We start from the raw sequence: 14,586 nt of genomic DNA on the forward strand, positions 1-14,586 counted from the left end.
TCGCTCAACAGGTTCGCGTCAGGTTCGCGTGTGATGAAGACGGTAGGTGGCCGAAAGACATCGCTGAAGTGTACGTTTCCTCCATTCTCGTCACACCTGCCGGATGAATCGTCCACACCGGTCCGCCTCACGGCGGCCGGCCGGCCCCCTCTCGCCCCCCTCTCGCCCTCTCGGCCCTCACCGATCGGATCACCGACGTGCCGGAATCGCCCGCCGGGCCCCCGACCCCGCCCGTCCCGCTCTCCGGCCTGCTGGCCCGGGAGGAGCTGGGGCTGCGGCTGATCGCCGGGCCCCGGGAGGCCGAGTTGCTGTGGGTCCACACCTCGGAGATGGCGGACCCGTATCCGTACCTCCTCGGCGGTGAGCTGCTGCTGAGCGCGGGCGTCCTGCTCACGGACGCCGAGCGGTACGTCGCGCGGCTGGTGGAGGCGGGTGCGGCGGCGCTGGGGTTCGGGGTGCGCCCGGTGCACGAGAGCGTGCCCGGGGCGCTGGTCGAGGCGTGCGAACGCCACGGGCTGCCGCTGGTCGAGGTGCCGCCCCGGACCCCGTTCACCGCGATCGCGCGGGCGGTGTGGCGGCTGATGGCCGAGGCGCGCCACCGCGAGCTGCGCCGGGTGACCAGCACGCAGCAGGCCCTGGCGACGGCGGCGGCCCGCCCGGACCCGGTGCCCGCCGTCCTGCACCAGTTGGCGAACCGGCTCGCGGGGCGGGCGGCGCTGCTGACGGGGCGGGGCGAGGTGCTGCACGCGGCGGGGGCCCTCCCGTCGCCGGAGGCGGGCGAGGCGCTGGCCCGGCTGGCCCGGCTGGTCGCGGGCGAACGGCCGGGCGCACCGGCCTCGGCGACCGACGCCCTCGGCGGCGCGCACCTGTCCGCGTACGCGCTGGGCGGCGGCGAGGGGCTGGTGCTGGCCCTGGCGACCCGGCGGCGGGAGTCCGGCGACCACACGGTGGCCGGGATCGCGGTCGTCCTGCTCTCCCTCCTCGCCGCACGGCACCAGGGGGCCGGCGCGGCGGACCGCTCGGCCGCGCTCGTCCGGCTGCTGCTGGGCGCGGCCCCGGCCGAGGTGGCGCCGCTGCTGGGCGGCGGGGGCGACCGGTGGACGGTGGTGCACGCCCGCCGCGCGGACGGCACGCCCGCGGACCCGTTGACCGCGGGGGCGCTCGGGGCGGCGCTCGGCTCGGCGCTGGTGGACGCCGGGCGGGGCGGCGACGCGGTGCGCGTCCTGCTGCCGACCGGGGACGAAGGGCCGGGTGACGGCGGAGACGGGGACGGGGCCGGGCGGCAGGGATCGGGGCGGCAGGCGGCGTACCAGGCGGACGCGCGGCGGGAAGCGGCCGGGCGGCGAGCGGCGGGGCGGGCGGGAGCGGGCCGGCAGGTGGCCGAGCAGCCGGGATGGACGCTGGGCGTCTCCGCCCCGGCCCCGGTCCCGGCGCTCGCCGAGGCCGACCGGCAGGCCGCCCGTGCCCTGGGCCACGCGGAGGCGACCCGCAGCGCCCTGGCGGTGGACTCCCCCGTCACCGGCCTCGCCGCCCTGGTCCCGCCCGGCCTGGCGGCGGCCCACGCCCGCGCACTGCTCGCCCCGCTCACCGCGCCGCTGGCCGACACCCTGCGCTGCTGGCTCTCCCTGCACGGGAGCTGGGACCGTACGGCCGTGGCCCTGGCCGTCCACCGCAACACGGTCCGCCAACGCATCGGGCGGTGCGCGGCGTTGCTGGACGTGGACCTGGACGACATGGACGTGCGGGCGGAGCTGTGGTTCGCGCTGCGGCGGGGGTGAGACGCGGCCCGCTCCCGGAACGCGATGGGTCCCCGCGGGCGGAAGTGCGGAGGCGGGAGCGGGCGATACGGTGCGGCCGGCCGGCCGCTCGGGTCGGCCGGCCGGTGCGCCGGTCAGTCCAGGATGCCGCCGAAGCGGACCGGGGACGGAGTCAGGCCGAGGGTCTGCTCGCCGAACGAGACGCTGCCCGGGGCCAGCGGGCCCGACGGGCCGCCCTTGAGCAGCCAGACCCCGCCGTGGCCCGCGTTCTCCCCCGGCGCGCCGATCGCGAGGGTGGCCGGGACGCCCTTGGCACCCGCCACGACGTGGACCTCGCCGCCGAAGCCGTCGCCCTTCTCGTCGACGCCCGGGATGTCCGCCGTGGACTGGCCGATGACCTTCGTGTCCGCTCCGGTGATCCCGCCGGAGCGGCCCTTGAACACCAGCACCCCGCCCGCGTCCGGCGCTTCGCCGACGTCCTCGCCGGGCAGCCCTACGACGACCTCGCCGTAGCCGTCGCCGTCGAGGTCCCGGACGGCGGTGCTCTCGCCGAGCCGGTCGCCCACCTCGTCCGCGCCGGGCACCCCGGCGGCGTCCTGGGTGATCCACTTCGTCGTCAGGGCGGTGTTCTGGCCCTGGGGTCCGCCGTAGACGACCGCCAGCGCGCCGCCCTTCGACGGGAAGTCCACGTCGCTGTCCATGCCGGTGGGCCTGCGGGTGTGGACGAGGTCCGGGTAGGCGTCCCCGTTGACCGAGCCGACCGTCACCGTGGAGTGCTCCAGGAGGGTCCCGGCCGCGGTCTTGAACGGGACGTAGGTGAACGTGGCGCCGTCCGACAGGTACAGCGACATCCCGCCGCAGTCCGGCTCGTCGTCGCAGCCCGAGCTGACGAGCAGGTCGTCCTTGCCGTCGCTGTTCATGTCGACGGCCTGGACGCCCCGGTAGTAGCCGTAGCCGCTGTCCTCGGTCAGGGCCGTGCGGGTGCTCCCCACCGAACCGTCCGCGCCGATGTCGCCGGACAGGACGACCGTGGTCCCGCCGGCCCCGACGCCCGCCACCTCGGCGCGCCCGTCGCCGTCGTAGTCACCCACCGCGCTCCCGCGGCCCGCGAACTCCGCCGCCCGCGTGCCCAGCCCGGCCGAGCCGCCGAACAGGAGGACCGGAGCGCCGACGCCCGCGCGCACCAGCATGTCGGTGAATCCGTCCCCGTCGACGTCGGCGGTCGTGCCGCCCCCGAAGAGGCCGCCGGCCTGCGGCTCCCCCGGGACGTCCGGCGTCTTCCGGCTGATGATCTGGTGCCGGGAGGGGCTGATGCCCTTCGCGTCACCCAGGTAGACCGCGAGGTAGCCGGCCTTCTTCACTCCGGAGACCGTTCCTTCGGGCACCGAGGCGACCATGTCCTCGTAGCCGTCCCCGTTGAAGTCGACGCGCTGCTGGAGCGGCCCCGCGGGCGCGGCGGGCGCGGCGGGCGCGGCCGTGGCGGAAAGGGCGAGCGGTACGCCGGCGACGGTGACCCCGAGGGCCACCAGGACCGCCGAAGCGGTGCGGAATCGATAAGACGACAAGGTCCATCCCCCTGCTGCACGCGAACGTGCACGAACGGTCGGTAAGTGGGTGGCGGGCGGTACCCGCACCTGCCAAGACCGCTGGTACGACGAATGGTTGTATCCCGGCCGAACGAGAATCGAACGGAAGGCGACTGCGGGCGGGTCGGAACGAGAGATTCCGTTCCGCCCCGCCCGCAGTCGTGCCGGCCCCGTCCGCTCAGACGCGGCGGTGGCGACCGTAGTGCTCACCGGTGGTCCGGTGGAAGTCGGAGTCGCCCAGGTGCTTGTCCTTGTCGAACTCCGGGGCGTCCTTGATCTGTTCCTTCGTCAGGTCGATGTAGACCTTCTTCTCGCCCGTGTCGATACGGCCGACCGTGCCGGCCGGGAGCAGGACGTGCTTGCCGAAGATCCATACGCCGGTGTCCACCACCAGATAGGCGGAGGTCACGTCGTCGGAGTGCTTGTCGACCTTTCCGATACTGCCGTCGGTGGCCTCGACCTTGTAACCGATCAGGTCGGTGCCGACGGAGTGACCGGCGTCCGGACGGTAGCCCCACAGGTTGTCGCTCATGAATGACTCCTTCGGTACGGAATGGGAGAAGCGGAGTTCGGTGTGCGGCCCAGGCGGCCACGGCCGGGAATCACGTGGATTCCCCTGGGTGCGGAGAAGCGGACCGCGTGGCGATTGCCGGCGGCGCCGACTACCAGCGGTACCAGCGGGAATTGCCGCCCTTAGGCCGGGCCACGAAGCCCACCAGCCACAGGACGAGCACGATGGCCGCGATGACCCACAGCGCCTTCAGTGCGAATCCCGCACCGAAAAGGACGAGGGCGAGAAGTAGAACGAGAAGCAGGGGAACCATGATTATCAACCTCCGAGGAGCCTGATGCCCGGGACGCCGGGGGCCATGTGTTCGAATTCGTAGGTTTCTCCATGGATTTCACGGGAAATCGGTACGGTCCGGACCGGTCCGGGCCAGCCCAGGCCGGACCAGTCCGGGCCGGACCGGGCCAGTCCGGCGCGGTCCGGACCGGCCACGCGCCCTGCGGCCAAGATCTTTCGTGCCCCTCCCGCGTTTCGAAAGGGCTGAGGCGTCAACGCTATGAGGACACGCTTCGCGCTGGTGCCGGAGCGGCAGCGACGGGCCGTGGCGCACAGCATGGGGGACACAGTTCGACCGAGGGTGTCAGCGAATGGGCGTAGAGCGGTTCGGCTCCGACGACGGGCTGCACGAGGTGGCCAGGATCGTGCGGGTGGCGGTCGACGTACTGGACGGGCTGTGGACGAACACGCATGACGGGCCGTCCGCCGCCTCCATGTCGGCGTCGCAACTGCGCGCGCTGACCGTCCTGGACCGTCACGAGGGCATCAACCTGAGCCGGCTCGGCGCGAAGACCGGCGCGGCCCCCTCCTCCGTGAGCCGGCTGTGCGACCGGCTGGAGGCGCTCGGGTTCGTCCAGCGTTCGTCGAGCCGGTCGAGCCGGCGGGAGGTGGAGCTGTGGCTGACCAGTCAGGGCAGGTCGCACCTCGAACGGATGCGCGCGGGACGCGAGGAGAAGCTGGCGTCGGTCCTGGAGACGATGACGCCGGACGCCCGCAGGGGGCTGGCGGAGGGGCTGGAGGTGCTCTGCGCCGCCGTTCTGGCCGGCCGGCCGGACGCGTCCTCGCCGCCCGGGCCGTCCGGCACCGCGCACTCCGCGTGACCTCGTGACGCCCGCGCAGGCGGCGGGCGGGCGGCGACCGCCCCGCGCACGCGCGGGATTGCCGTCCCGGCCAAGGGGCACACGCAGGGCATGATCCTGGGTGACACGCGGAGTCCCGGCCCCTCCCGCAAGAGCGCGCGGCTCACCCGAGCCGGCGTCCGGCTCGTCCGATCGGCCTTCGCCGTCGTCACGAGCGTCCTCGCCTTCCTGCTGCTCCTCTCGGTCTCCACCCCGGGCAGCCCGTACGACGCGATCGTGATGCTGATGCTGCTGATGGCGGCCTCGTCGGCGGTGCTGCTCTGGTCCTCCTGGGTCCTGTGGGACGAACGCTCACCGGACGGCGGGCCCCGCCCCCGGCGTGAGGCGGTGACCGCCGGGCTGCCGTCCTGCCGCCGCCACGGACCGGCGACGACCCCGGGCGGCGGCGGCGCGTGCCGCCTCTGCGCCTGACGCGGTGCACGCGCGGCATCCGATGTGACGCACGAGCGCGCGGGCGCGGGAGCGCGCTCCCGCGGAGTCTCCCGCGTGCCGAGCATCACCCTGGACAGCTCCGTGACTGCCGGGTAACTTCGGTAGCAGTCTGAGCAAGCGCTTAGCCATGCTCGCTCGCCCGGCGAAGCCGGCGAACACCACAGCCGACCAGGGAGGCACCCCGTGCGCCGTACGGTATTCAACGAGGATCACGAGGCGTTCCGGGAGACCATCCGCGCCTTCATCGCGGCCGAGGTCGTGCCGGTGTACGACGAGTGGTTCGCCGCCGGCCAGGTGCCGCGCGACTTCTACCTGAAACTCGGCGAGCTGGGCGTCTTCGGCATCGAGGTGGACGAGGAGTACGGCGGCGCCGGCATCGAGTCGCACAAGTACGAGGCCGTCATCTACGAGGAGACCGCCCGCGCGGGCGTCAACTTCGGCGGCTCCGGCGTGCACACGCTGCTCGGCCTGCCGTACATCAAGATGCTCGCCACCGACGACCAGAAGAAGCGCTGGCTGCCGAAGTTCGCCACCGGCGAGGAGATGTGGGCCCTGGCGATGACCGAGCCGGGCACCGGCTCCGACGTCGCGGGCATGAAGACCACCGCCAAGCTCTCCGAGGACGGCACGCACTACGTCCTCAACGGCTCCAAGACCTTCATCACCGGCGGTGTGCACGCGGACCGCGTGATCGTCTGCGCCCGCACCTCCGCCCCGCGCGAGGACGACCGCCGCTTCGGCATCTCCCTCTTCGCCGTCGACACCACGTCCGCGGGCTACTCCGTCGGCCGCAAGCTCGACAAGCTCGGCCTGAAGACGTCCGACACCGCCGAGCTGGCGTTCACCGACGTGAAGGTCCCGGCCGAGGACCTGCTCGGCGAGGAGAACAAGGGCTTCGGCTACCTCGGCACCAACCTGGCCTCCGAGCGCTGGGGCATCGCCTTCGGCGCGTACGCGCAGGCCGCCGCCGCCGTCCGCTTCGCCAAGCAGTACGTGCAGGAGCGCACCGTCTTCGGCAAGACCGTCGCCTCGTTCCAGAACACCAAGTTCGAGCTGGCCGCCTGCCAGGCCGAGGTCGACGCGGCCCAGGCCGTCGCCGACCGCGCCCTGGAGGCCCTGGACGCGGGCGAGCTGACCGCCGCCGAGGCCGCCTCCGCGAAGCTGTTCTGCACCGAGGTCGCCCACCGCGTGATCGACCGCTGCCTCCAGCTGCACGGCGGCTACGGCTTCATGAACGAGTACCCGATCGCCCGCCTGTACGCGGACAACCGGGTCAACCGCATCTACGGCGGCACCAGCGAGGTCATGAAGTCGATCATCGCCAAGTCCATGGGCCTGTAAAGCACGGCACGAGTCCGAGCCCCAGGGTCTGACCGCGCGGGCCGCGCGGTCAGGCCGGGCCGCGCGGCCCGGAGTCGGACATACTCCCCACCATGAGCGACGCGAAGGCCGAACCGGAGTCCGGTGGCGGGGAGTCCACGTTCACCGTGATCGTGGCCGCCGCCGCCAACCTCGGCATCGCCGTGGCCAAGGCCGTCGCCGGGCTGATCAGCGGATCGAGCGCGATGCTCTCCGAGGCCGCGCACTCGGTCGCGGACACCGTCACCGAGGTCATGCTCCTCACCGCCCTGAAACGGAGCGGGAAGCCGGCCGACGAGGACCATCCGCTCGGCTACGGCCCCGAGCGCTACATCTGGGCGATGCTCGCCTCCATCGCCACGTTCGTCGGCGGCGCGGTCTTCTCGGTCTACGACGGGGTGCACACGCTGGCGGCGGGCGAGGAGCTGGGCGATCCGCTCGTCTCCTACGTCGTCCTGGCCCTCGCGTTCCTGCTGGAGGGCTTCTCGTTGCGCACCGGTCTGAAGCAGGTGCGCAGGGAGGCGTCCCGGATGGCGGTGCCGGACGCGTACTACCTGCGCCACACGCCCGACACCGCCGTGAAGGCCGTCGTCATGGAGGACTCGGCGGCCCTGATCGGCCTGCTGCTGGCCGCGGGCGGACTGCTGGGCGGGCAGCTCTCCGGCTCCGGCGTCTGGGACGGGATCGCCTCGATCCTGATCGGCCTGCTGCTCGTGTACGTGGCCTGGGTGCTCGGCCGCTCCAACGCGCAGCTGCTCATCGGCCGGCCGCTGCCGCCGGGGGCGCGGGCGGGCGTCCGCGAGGAGCTGGAGGCCGTGCCGCACATCGTGGAGGTGCTGGAGCTGACCACGCTGATCCAGGGGCCGACCGAGGTGCTGGTGGCCGCGAAGGTCGACTTCCGGGACATCTCCACGGCCGAGGAGGTCGAGTGGGCCTGCGAGGCGGCGGAGGCCCGGCTGCGGGAGCGCTTCCCCTCGATCCGGCGGGTGTATCTGGACCCGACGCCGGGGCGCGGGCAGCGGCTGCGGAAGGCGGCGGAGCGGGACGGCTGAGGCCCGGCCCCGCCCCGCTCCCGCCTCAGGCCGCGGGCGGCTCCTCGGGCAGCAGACCGGCCGCGGCCAGCAGGTAGTCCGTCATCGGGTCGTAGAAGCGCGGGTCGGTGACGTGGTCGTCGAGCGGGACGGTGACCTGGAGGGCGCCCTCGGCCTCGCCGAGGAACAGGGCCGGGTCGTTGCAGTCCGCGTAGCCGATCGCGTCCAGACCGCGCTGCCCGGCGCAGCCCGCCCAGCCGTGGTCGGCGACGACGAGGTCGGGCAGCGGGCGGCCCCGGTGCTCCAGGGCGTCCAGGATCGCCGCCATCGGGGCCGGGGAGTGGGTGTGCCAGAGGGTCGCCCCGCGCTCCAGCATCGCGACGTCGGCGAACTGGAAGACCATGCCCTCGTCCGCCGTCAGCCCGGACGGGATGCGGACGATCTCGCAGCCCGCCCGGCGCAGCGCGTCCGCCGTCCGCCGGTGCACGTCCAGCAGGCCGCCGGGGTGGCCGGTGGCGAACAGCACCCGCTCCTCGCCGTCCGCCGCCTTGCGCAGCCGGGCCGCCATCCGCTCCAGCGCGTCGACCGTCAGCTCCGGGTCGATGGTGTCCTGGCCCTGCCGGTGCTCCGGGTCGTCGTTCACACCGCACCGCTCGGCCATGACGGCGAGCACGTCCTGCTCGTCGGTCCAGCGGTCGCCCAGCTCCAGGCCCAGCCAGTAGTGGCGGTCGCCGTTGGCGAGCTGACGGTAGTGGGAGAGGTTGTTGTCGCGCGGGGTCGCGACGTCCCCCGCGATACGCGAACGGACGAGGTGGTCGACGAGGGCGGCGCGGCTGGGTATCGGCATGGCCCCATTGTGCCGCCCGAGCCGTCCGGCGCGCCGGATCAGGAGGTGGCGGTCACCACCGTCACCACGGTCACCGCGGTCATCACGGTCTGGAGGGTGAGGATCGCCTCGCGCACGCTGTCGCCGGCCCACTGCCCTTCGGCGATCGCCGCCATGCGCGGCTCGACCCGCTTCTTCGGCAGGTCGGGGAACGCCTGCCGGTGCAGTCCCGCGGCGTGCAGGAGGGCGGTCAGGGCGCGCGTACGGGCGTCCGGCTCCGCGCCGTGGACCACGACGGACGCCAGCCGGTCGCGCAGCTCCCGCTCCACGGATCCGTCGGCCTCCGGATAGCGGCGCACGGGGAAGAGGCCGAGCGCCCGGTGCTTCTCCTCGGTCACCAGACCGCGGGCGCAGAGGCGGTCCAGTACGTCCTGGACCCCGTGGGCGTGGTCCCGGGTCAGCCAGTCGGCCGCCTTCCGGCCGCGGGACGGCTTCCTTCCGCCGCCGGCCGGCTTTCCGGCCCAGCGGGCCAGCCGCTCCAGCCGCCCGTCCAGGAGCGCGTCGCCGGTCGGCGCCGGGTCGACGGCCTCGATCCGGCCGCCGGTCACCGTGACGCGGTCGGCCATGACCAGTTCCAGGAGGATGCCGCCGGTGACGCCCCAGCGCGCCGACGACTCCCCCTTGGCCGCGCCGGACGTGTCGTCCAGCGTGAGCAGCATGATCTCTTCGCCCAGAGTGACGGTCATCCGCACCTCCCCGTAGGTCCTTGCGAGGAAGACGCGAGCACGCCGCGCGAGGTTCCCCGCGCAGCCGCATTCCCGCTCAGGGCGCGACGGCAGCCGCCGCGAACGCGCCGCGGGCCAGCCGGTGCAGCAGGGCCGCCGTCGCCGCCCGGTTCGGCAGCGCCTCGGGGCGGGCCAGGTGCGGGGTGGAGTTCAACAGGCCGAAGACGGCGTGCACGGTGACGCGGGCCTCGTTCTCCGGGAGCAGCGGGTAGAGGGTGCGGACGACGCCGACCCAGACCTCGACGTACTCCCGCTGGAGGCGGCGCACCCGCTTGCGGTCCGTGTCGCGCAGCCGGTCCAGCTCCCGGTCGTGGAGGGTGATGAGCGGGCGGTCGTCCAGGGCGAAGTCGATATGGCCCTCGATGAGCGCGTCCAGGAGCGCCTGCGGTGAGCCGCCCCCGGCGGCGGCGTCCTCCGCCACCCGGAGCCGGCCGCCCGCCAGCAGCCGCTCGCTGATGCCCACCAGCAGTTCGGCGAGCATCGCGTCCTTGCCGGGGAAGTGCCGGTAGAGACCGGGGCCGCTGATCCCGACGGCGGCGCCTATCTCGTCGACGCCGACGCCGTGGAAGCCGCGCTCGGCGAAGAGGCGGGCGGCCTCCCGCAGGATCTGCTCGCGGCGGGTGGGAGCCGCGACGCGGGCGGCGGCATGGGTGCTCATGGGGATTCATTCTAGACAGGGTCGTTAGCGATCGTTAACCTGGGCAGGGCGCGTTAACGCTCATTAACACCTTTTCAGCGGTTCTTCCCTATCGCGGTACGGGCAAGGGGGCTCGACACCATGCAGCAGGCACCGGTCCTGGCGAGTGCGGCCGATCCCGCCTCGTCGGCCTGGCAGGCCAACGAGGCGGCGCATCGGGCGTTCGCCGACGAGCTGGCGGCGCGGCTCGCCACGGCGCGGCTGGGCGGAGGTGAGAAGGCGCGGGCCCGGCACGTGGCGCGCGGCAAGCTGCTGCCCCGGGACCGGGTGGACACCCTCCTCGACCCGGGCTCGCCGTTCCTGGAGCTGGCTCCGCTGGCGGCCGAGGGGCTGTACGGGGGCGCGGCCCCGGCGGCCGGGGTGATCGCCGGGATCGGGCGGGTCAGCGGCCGGGAGTGCGTGATCGTCGCCAACGACGCGACCGTCAAGGGCGGCACGTACTACCCGCTGACGGTGAAGAAGCACCTGCGGGCCCAGGAGGTGGCCCTGGAGAACCGGCTGCCCTGTCTGTACCTGGTGGACTCGGGCGGCGCGTTCCTCCCGATGCAGGACGAGGTGTTCCCGGACCGGGACCACTTCGGCCGGATCTTCTACAACCAGGCGCGGATGTCGGGCGCGGGCATCCCGCAGATCGCCGCGGTGCTGGGCTCCTGCACGGCGGGCGGGGCGTACGTCCCGGCGATGAGCGACGAGGCCGTCATCGTCCGGAACCAGGGCACGATCTTCCTCGGCGGCCCGCCGCTGGTGAAGGCCGCGACCGGCGAGGTCGTCACGGCGGAGGAGCTGGGCGGCGGCGAGGTCCACTCCCGTACGTCGGGGGTCACCGACCACCTGGCGGAGGACGACGCGCACGCCCTGCGGATCGTCCGCACCATCGTCGCGACGCTGCCCGAACGCGCCCCGCTGCCCTGGTCGGTCGAGCCGGCCGAGGAGCCGAAGGCCGACCCGGCCGGGCTGTACGGCGCGGTGCCGGTGGACTCGCGCACCCCGTACGACGTCCGCGAGGTGATCGCGCGCGTGGTGGACGGCTCGCGGTTCCAGGAGTTCAAGGCGGAGTACGGCACGACGCTGGTCACCGGCTTCGCCCGCATCCACGGCCACCCGGTCGGGATCGTCGCGAACAACGGCATCCTGTTCTCCGAGTCCGCGCAGAAGGGCGCGCACTTCATCGAGCTGTGCGACCAGCGCGGCATCCCGCTCGTCTTCCTCCAGAACATCTCCGGCTTCATGGTCGGCCGCGACTACGAGGCCGGCGGCATCGCCAAGCACGGCGCGAAGATGGTCACCGCCGTCGCCTGCACCCGCGTGCCGAAGCTGACGGTCGTGGTCGGCGGCTCGTACGGGGCGGGCAACTACTCCATGTGCGGCCGGGCCTACAGCCCCCGCTTCCTGTGGATGTGGCCCAACGCGAAGATCTCCGTCATGGGCGGCGAGCAGGCCGCCTCGGTGCTGGCCACCGTCAAGCGCGACCAGCTCGGCGACGACTGGAGCGCCGAGGACGAGGAGGCGTTCAAGGCCCCCGTCCGCGCCCAGTACGAGACCCAGGGAAACGCGTACTACGCCACCGCCCGGCTCTGGGACGACGGCGTGATCGACCCCGTGGACACCCGGCAGGTGCTGGGACTGGCCCTGACCGCCTGCGCCAACGCCCCGCTGCCCCAGAAGGACCCGGCCGGGCCCGGCTTCGGCGTCTTCCGGATGTGAGGAACAGATGACGATGTTCGACACCGTTCTGGTCGCCAACCGCGGCGAGATCGCCGTCCGGGTGATCCGGACCCTGCGCGAGCTGGGGGTGCGCTCGGTCGCCGTGTTCAGCGACGCGGACGCCGACGCCCGGCACGTACGGGAGGCGGACACGGCGGTACGGATCGGCCCGCCGCCCGCCTCCATGAGCTACCTGTCCGTGCCCGCGCTGCTGGAGGCGGCCCGCCGCACCGGCGCGCAGGCCGTCCACCCCGGCTACGGCTTCCTCGCCGAGAACGCGGGCTTCGCCCGGGCGTGCGCGGACGCCGGTCTGGTCTTCATCGGCCCGCCCGCCTCCGCCATCTCCCTGATGGGCGACAAGATCCGGGCCAAGGAGACGGTCGCGGCGGCCGGGGTCCCGGTGGTCCCCGGCTCCTCGGGCAGCGGCCTCACCGACGCCCAACTGACCGACGCCGCCCGCGAGATCGGCACCCCGGTGCTGCTCAAGCCCTCGGCGGGCGGCGGCGGCAAGGGCATGCGGCTGGTCCGCGACGCGGCGGTGCTGGCCGAGGAGATCGCGGCGGCCCGGCGCGAGGCCGCCGCCTCGTTCGGCGACGACACGCTGCTGGTGGAGCGGTGGATCGACCGGCCGCGCCACATCGAGATCCAGGTGCTGGCCGACGCCCACGGCACCGTGGTGCACCTGGGCGAGCGCGAGTGCTCGCTCCAGCGCCGCCACCAGAAGATCATCGAGGAGGCGCCCTCCGTCCTGCTCGACGAGGAGACGCGCGCGGCGATGGGCGAGGCCGCCGTGCAGGCGGCGCGCTCCTGCGGATACGTCGGCGCGGGCACGGTCGAGTTCATCGTGCCGGGCGACGACCCCGCCTCGTACTACTTCATGGAGATGAACACCCGCCTCCAGGTCGAGCACCCGGTCACCGAGCTGGTCACCGGCCTGGACCTGGTGGAGTGGCAGCTGCGCGTCGCCTCGGGCGAACCCCTCCCGTACGCGCAGAGCGACATCACCCTCACGGGCCACGCGATCGAGGCCCGGGTCTGCGCCGAGGACCCGGCCCGCGGCTTCCTGCCCTCCGGCGGCACGGTGCTGGCCCTGCGCGAACCGCAGGGCGGTGGCGTGCGCACGGACTCGGGGCTCAGCGAGGGCGTCCCGGTGGGCAGCCTGTACGACCCGATGCTCTCGAAGGTCATCGCGTACGGCCCCGACCGGCCGAGCGCCCTGCGCAAGCTGCGCGCCGCGCTCGCGGACACGGTGATCCTGGGCGTCCCGACCAACGCCGGTTTCCTGCGGCGGCTGCTGGCCCACCCGGACGTGGTCTCCGGCGACCTGGACACGGGGCTGGTGGAGCGCGAGGCGGAGGGACTGGTGCCCGACGGGGTGCCGGACGAGGTGTACGCGGCGGCGGCGGCCGTCCGCCTCGACGCGCTGACCCCGCGACCCGGCGCGGGCGGCTGGATCGATCCGTTCTCCGTGCCGAGCGGCTGGCGCACGGGCGGCACGCCGCTCCCGCCGGCGTTCTCGCTGCGGGTCGCGGGCGCGGAGCCGGTGACGCGGGAGGCGCCCGCCTCGGCGGTGGTGGACGCGGACCGGGTCACCGTCGAACTCGACGGAGTGACCGGGCACTTCCACCGCAGCGGCCACTGGCTCGGCCGCGACGGCGACACCTGGCACGTGCGGGACCACGACCCGGTGGAGGCGTCGCTGAGCGGCGCGGGCCGGGGCGGCGCGGACACCCTGGCGGCCCCGATGCCCGGCACGGTCACCGTGGTGAAGGTGGCCGTCGGCGACGAGGTCGAGGCGGGGCAGAGCCTGCTCGTCGTCGAGGCGATGAAGATGGAACACGTCATCTCCGCCCCGCACGCCGGCACCGTCACCGAACTGGACGTCACGGCGGGCGCCACGGTCGCCATGGACCAGATCCTGGCCGTGGTGGCGCCGAAGGAGGACGCATGACGACCACCCCGCGCGCCCTGCCCATGAAGGTCGCCGACCCCGCCCTGCCCGCCCGTATCCGCATCCACGAGGTGGGCGCGCGCGACGGCCTCCAGAACGAGAAGGGCGTCGTCCCGACCGAGGTGAAGGCGGAGTTCATCCACCGGCTGGCCGCCGCCGGGCTGACCACCATCGAGGCGACCAGCTTCGTGCACCCGAAGTGGGTGCCCCAACTGGCCGACGCCGAGCAGTTGTTCCCGCTCCTGGAGCCGATCGCGTCGCGCGGGGAGGTGGCCCTGCCGGTCCTCGTGCCGAACGAACGCGGCCTGGACCGGGCGCTGGCGCTCGGCGCCCGGTCGATCGCCGTGTTCGGCTCGGCCACGGAGACGTTCGCCGCCCGCAACCTGAACCGCACGGTCGACGAGTCCCTCGCCATGTTCGCCCCGGTGGTGGCCCGCGCGAAGGCCGACCGGGTGCACGTACGGGGCTACCTGTCCATGTGCTTCGGCGACCCGTGGGAAGGGGCCGTCCCCGTCGAGCAGGTGGTCCGGGTCGCGAAGGCGCTGATGGACCTGGGCTGCGACGAGCTGTCCCTCGGCGACACCGTCGGAGTCGCCACACCGGGCCACGTCACGGCGCTGCTCCGCGCGCTGACCGGGGCGGGCGTGCCCGTCTCCTCGGTCGGCGTGCACTTCCACGACACCTACGGCCAGGCGCTCTCCAACACCCTGGCCGCCCTCCGGTACGGAGTCACCACCGTGGACGCCTCGGCGGG

At 73.7% G+C, this 14,586-nt stretch carries 14 protein-coding genes; 8 read left to right on the forward strand and 6 right to left on the reverse strand.

Going from position 1 to position 14,586, the window contains the following annotated elements; translation table 11 throughout:
• Window positions 1-197 precede the first annotated feature (197 nt).
• Complete coding sequence (locus tag EES43_RS09540; protein WP_124268338.1) at window positions 198-1,778, forward strand: PucR family transcriptional regulator; 1,581 nt, start codon at window positions 198-200, stop codon at window positions 1,776-1,778.
• A gap of 113 nt (window positions 1,779-1,891) precedes the next feature.
• On the opposite strand, the gene EES43_RS09545 is transcribed toward EES43_RS09540, so the two are convergent.
• From EES43_RS09545 to EES43_RS09555, 3 genes are all read right to left on the reverse strand, one after another.
• Window positions 1,892-3,322 carry an FG-GAP repeat domain-containing protein gene (locus EES43_RS09545; protein ID WP_241192359.1) on the reverse strand — a complete coding sequence of 477 codons (1,431 nt, stop codon included), beginning with the start codon at window positions 3,320-3,322 and terminating at the stop codon, window positions 1,892-1,894.
• A gap of 199 nt (window positions 3,323-3,521) precedes the next feature.
• Window positions 3,522-3,875 (reverse strand): PRC-barrel domain-containing protein, encoded by a 354-nt coding sequence (locus EES43_RS09550; protein WP_124268339.1) that lies wholly within the window; start codon window positions 3,873-3,875, stop codon window positions 3,522-3,524.
• A 130-nt stretch (window positions 3,876-4,005) separates the two neighbouring features.
• Complete coding sequence (locus tag EES43_RS09555) at window positions 4,006-4,167, reverse strand: hydrophobic protein (RefSeq protein WP_124268340.1); 162 nt, start codon at window positions 4,165-4,167, stop codon at window positions 4,006-4,008.
• A 331-nt stretch (window positions 4,168-4,498) separates the two neighbouring features.
• On the opposite strand from EES43_RS09555, the gene EES43_RS09560 reads away from it, so the two are divergent.
• From EES43_RS09560 to EES43_RS09575, 4 genes are all read left to right on the forward strand, one after another.
• Window positions 4,499-5,008: a MarR family winged helix-turn-helix transcriptional regulator gene (locus EES43_RS09560; RefSeq protein WP_124268341.1), complete on the forward strand. Its 510-nt coding sequence runs from the start codon at window positions 4,499-4,501 to the stop codon at window positions 5,006-5,008.
• A gap of 90 nt (window positions 5,009-5,098) precedes the next feature.
• Window positions 5,099-5,458 (forward strand): hypothetical protein, encoded by a 360-nt coding sequence (locus tag EES43_RS09565; protein WP_124268342.1) that lies wholly within the window; start codon window positions 5,099-5,101, stop codon window positions 5,456-5,458.
• A gap of 204 nt (window positions 5,459-5,662) precedes the next feature.
• Window positions 5,663-6,820 (forward strand): acyl-CoA dehydrogenase family protein, encoded by a 1,158-nt coding sequence (locus EES43_RS09570; RefSeq protein ID WP_124268343.1) that lies wholly within the window; start codon window positions 5,663-5,665, stop codon window positions 6,818-6,820.
• 92 nt (window positions 6,821-6,912) lie between these two features.
• Window positions 6,913-7,890: a cation diffusion facilitator family transporter gene (locus tag EES43_RS09575; protein ID WP_124268344.1), complete on the forward strand. Its 978-nt coding sequence runs from the start codon at window positions 6,913-6,915 to the stop codon at window positions 7,888-7,890.
• 25 nt (window positions 7,891-7,915) lie between these two features.
• Here EES43_RS09575 and EES43_RS09580 read toward each other — a convergent pair whose 3' ends face one another.
• The 3 genes from EES43_RS09580 to EES43_RS09590 all read right to left on the reverse strand — a co-directional run bounded on the left by EES43_RS09580 (window position 7,916) and on the right by EES43_RS09590 (window position 10,138).
• On the reverse strand, window positions 7,916-8,716 hold the full coding sequence (locus tag EES43_RS09580) for a phosphatase (RefSeq protein WP_124268345.1): 801 nt from the start codon (window positions 8,714-8,716) through the stop codon (window positions 7,916-7,918).
• Window positions 8,717-8,754: 38 nt separating this feature from the next.
• Window positions 8,755-9,441, reverse strand: coding sequence for a GOLPH3/VPS74 family protein (locus EES43_RS09585; RefSeq protein WP_124268346.1), 687 nt, complete (start codon window positions 9,439-9,441; stop codon window positions 8,755-8,757).
• 76 nt (window positions 9,442-9,517) lie between these two features.
• A complete protein-coding gene (locus EES43_RS09590) occupies window positions 9,518-10,138 on the reverse strand; it encodes an SACE_7040 family transcriptional regulator (RefSeq protein ID WP_124268347.1) in 621 nt (206 codons plus the stop codon).
• 120 nt (window positions 10,139-10,258) lie between these two features.
• On the opposite strand from EES43_RS09590, the gene EES43_RS09595 reads away from it, so the two are divergent.
• From EES43_RS09595 to EES43_RS09605, 3 genes are all read left to right on the forward strand, one after another.
• Entirely contained in the window at window positions 10,259-11,881 is a 1,623-nt protein-coding gene (locus tag EES43_RS09595) for a carboxyl transferase domain-containing protein (protein WP_124268348.1), read from the forward strand.
• A 7-nt stretch (window positions 11,882-11,888) separates the two neighbouring features.
• Window positions 11,889-13,832 carry an acetyl-CoA carboxylase biotin carboxylase subunit gene (locus tag EES43_RS09600; protein ID WP_206430018.1) on the forward strand — a complete coding sequence of 648 codons (1,944 nt, stop codon included), beginning with the start codon at window positions 11,889-11,891 and terminating at the stop codon, window positions 13,830-13,832.
• Window positions 13,829-14,586 (forward strand): hydroxymethylglutaryl-CoA lyase (locus EES43_RS09605; RefSeq protein WP_241192360.1); only part of this gene is annotated, 758 nt, incomplete at its 3' end. The genes EES43_RS09600 and EES43_RS09605, both read left to right, overlap by 4 nt.

The organism is Streptomyces sp. ADI96-02 (genome assembly GCF_003846185.1).
Classification (GTDB): domain Bacteria; phylum Actinomycetota; class Actinomycetes; order Streptomycetales; family Streptomycetaceae; genus Streptomyces.

What these genes read in the sequence shown, in the direction of transcription:
- EES43_RS09550 (WP_124268339.1), bottom strand. Translation starts at nt 3,875, where the DNA reads ATGAGCGACAACCTGTGGGGCTACCGTCCGGACGCCGGTCACTCCGTC.
- EES43_RS09555 (WP_124268340.1), bottom strand. Translation starts at nt 4,167, where the DNA reads ATGGTTCCCCTGCTTCTCGTTCTACTTCTCGCCCTCGTCCTTTTCGGT.
- EES43_RS09560 (WP_124268341.1), top strand. Translation starts at nt 4,499, where the DNA reads ATGGGCGTAGAGCGGTTCGGCTCCGACGACGGGCTGCACGAGGTGGCC.
- EES43_RS09565 (WP_124268342.1), top strand. Translation starts at nt 5,099, where the DNA reads ATGATCCTGGGTGACACGCGGAGTCCCGGCCCCTCCCGCAAGAGCGCG.
- EES43_RS09575 (WP_124268344.1), top strand. Translation starts at nt 6,913, where the DNA reads ATGAGCGACGCGAAGGCCGAACCGGAGTCCGGTGGCGGGGAGTCCACG.
- EES43_RS09580 (WP_124268345.1), bottom strand. Translation starts at nt 8,716, where the DNA reads ATGCCGATACCCAGCCGCGCCGCCCTCGTCGACCACCTCGTCCGTTCG.
- EES43_RS09585 (WP_124268346.1), bottom strand. Translation starts at nt 9,441, where the DNA reads ATGACCGTCACTCTGGGCGAAGAGATCATGCTGCTCACGCTGGACGAC.
- EES43_RS09590 (WP_124268347.1), bottom strand. Translation starts at nt 10,138, where the DNA reads ATGAGCACCCATGCCGCCGCCCGCGTCGCGGCTCCCACCCGCCGCGAG.
- EES43_RS09595 (WP_124268348.1), top strand. Translation starts at nt 10,259, where the DNA reads ATGCAGCAGGCACCGGTCCTGGCGAGTGCGGCCGATCCCGCCTCGTCG.
- EES43_RS09600 (WP_206430018.1), top strand. Translation starts at nt 11,889, where the DNA reads ATGACGATGTTCGACACCGTTCTGGTCGCCAACCGCGGCGAGATCGCC.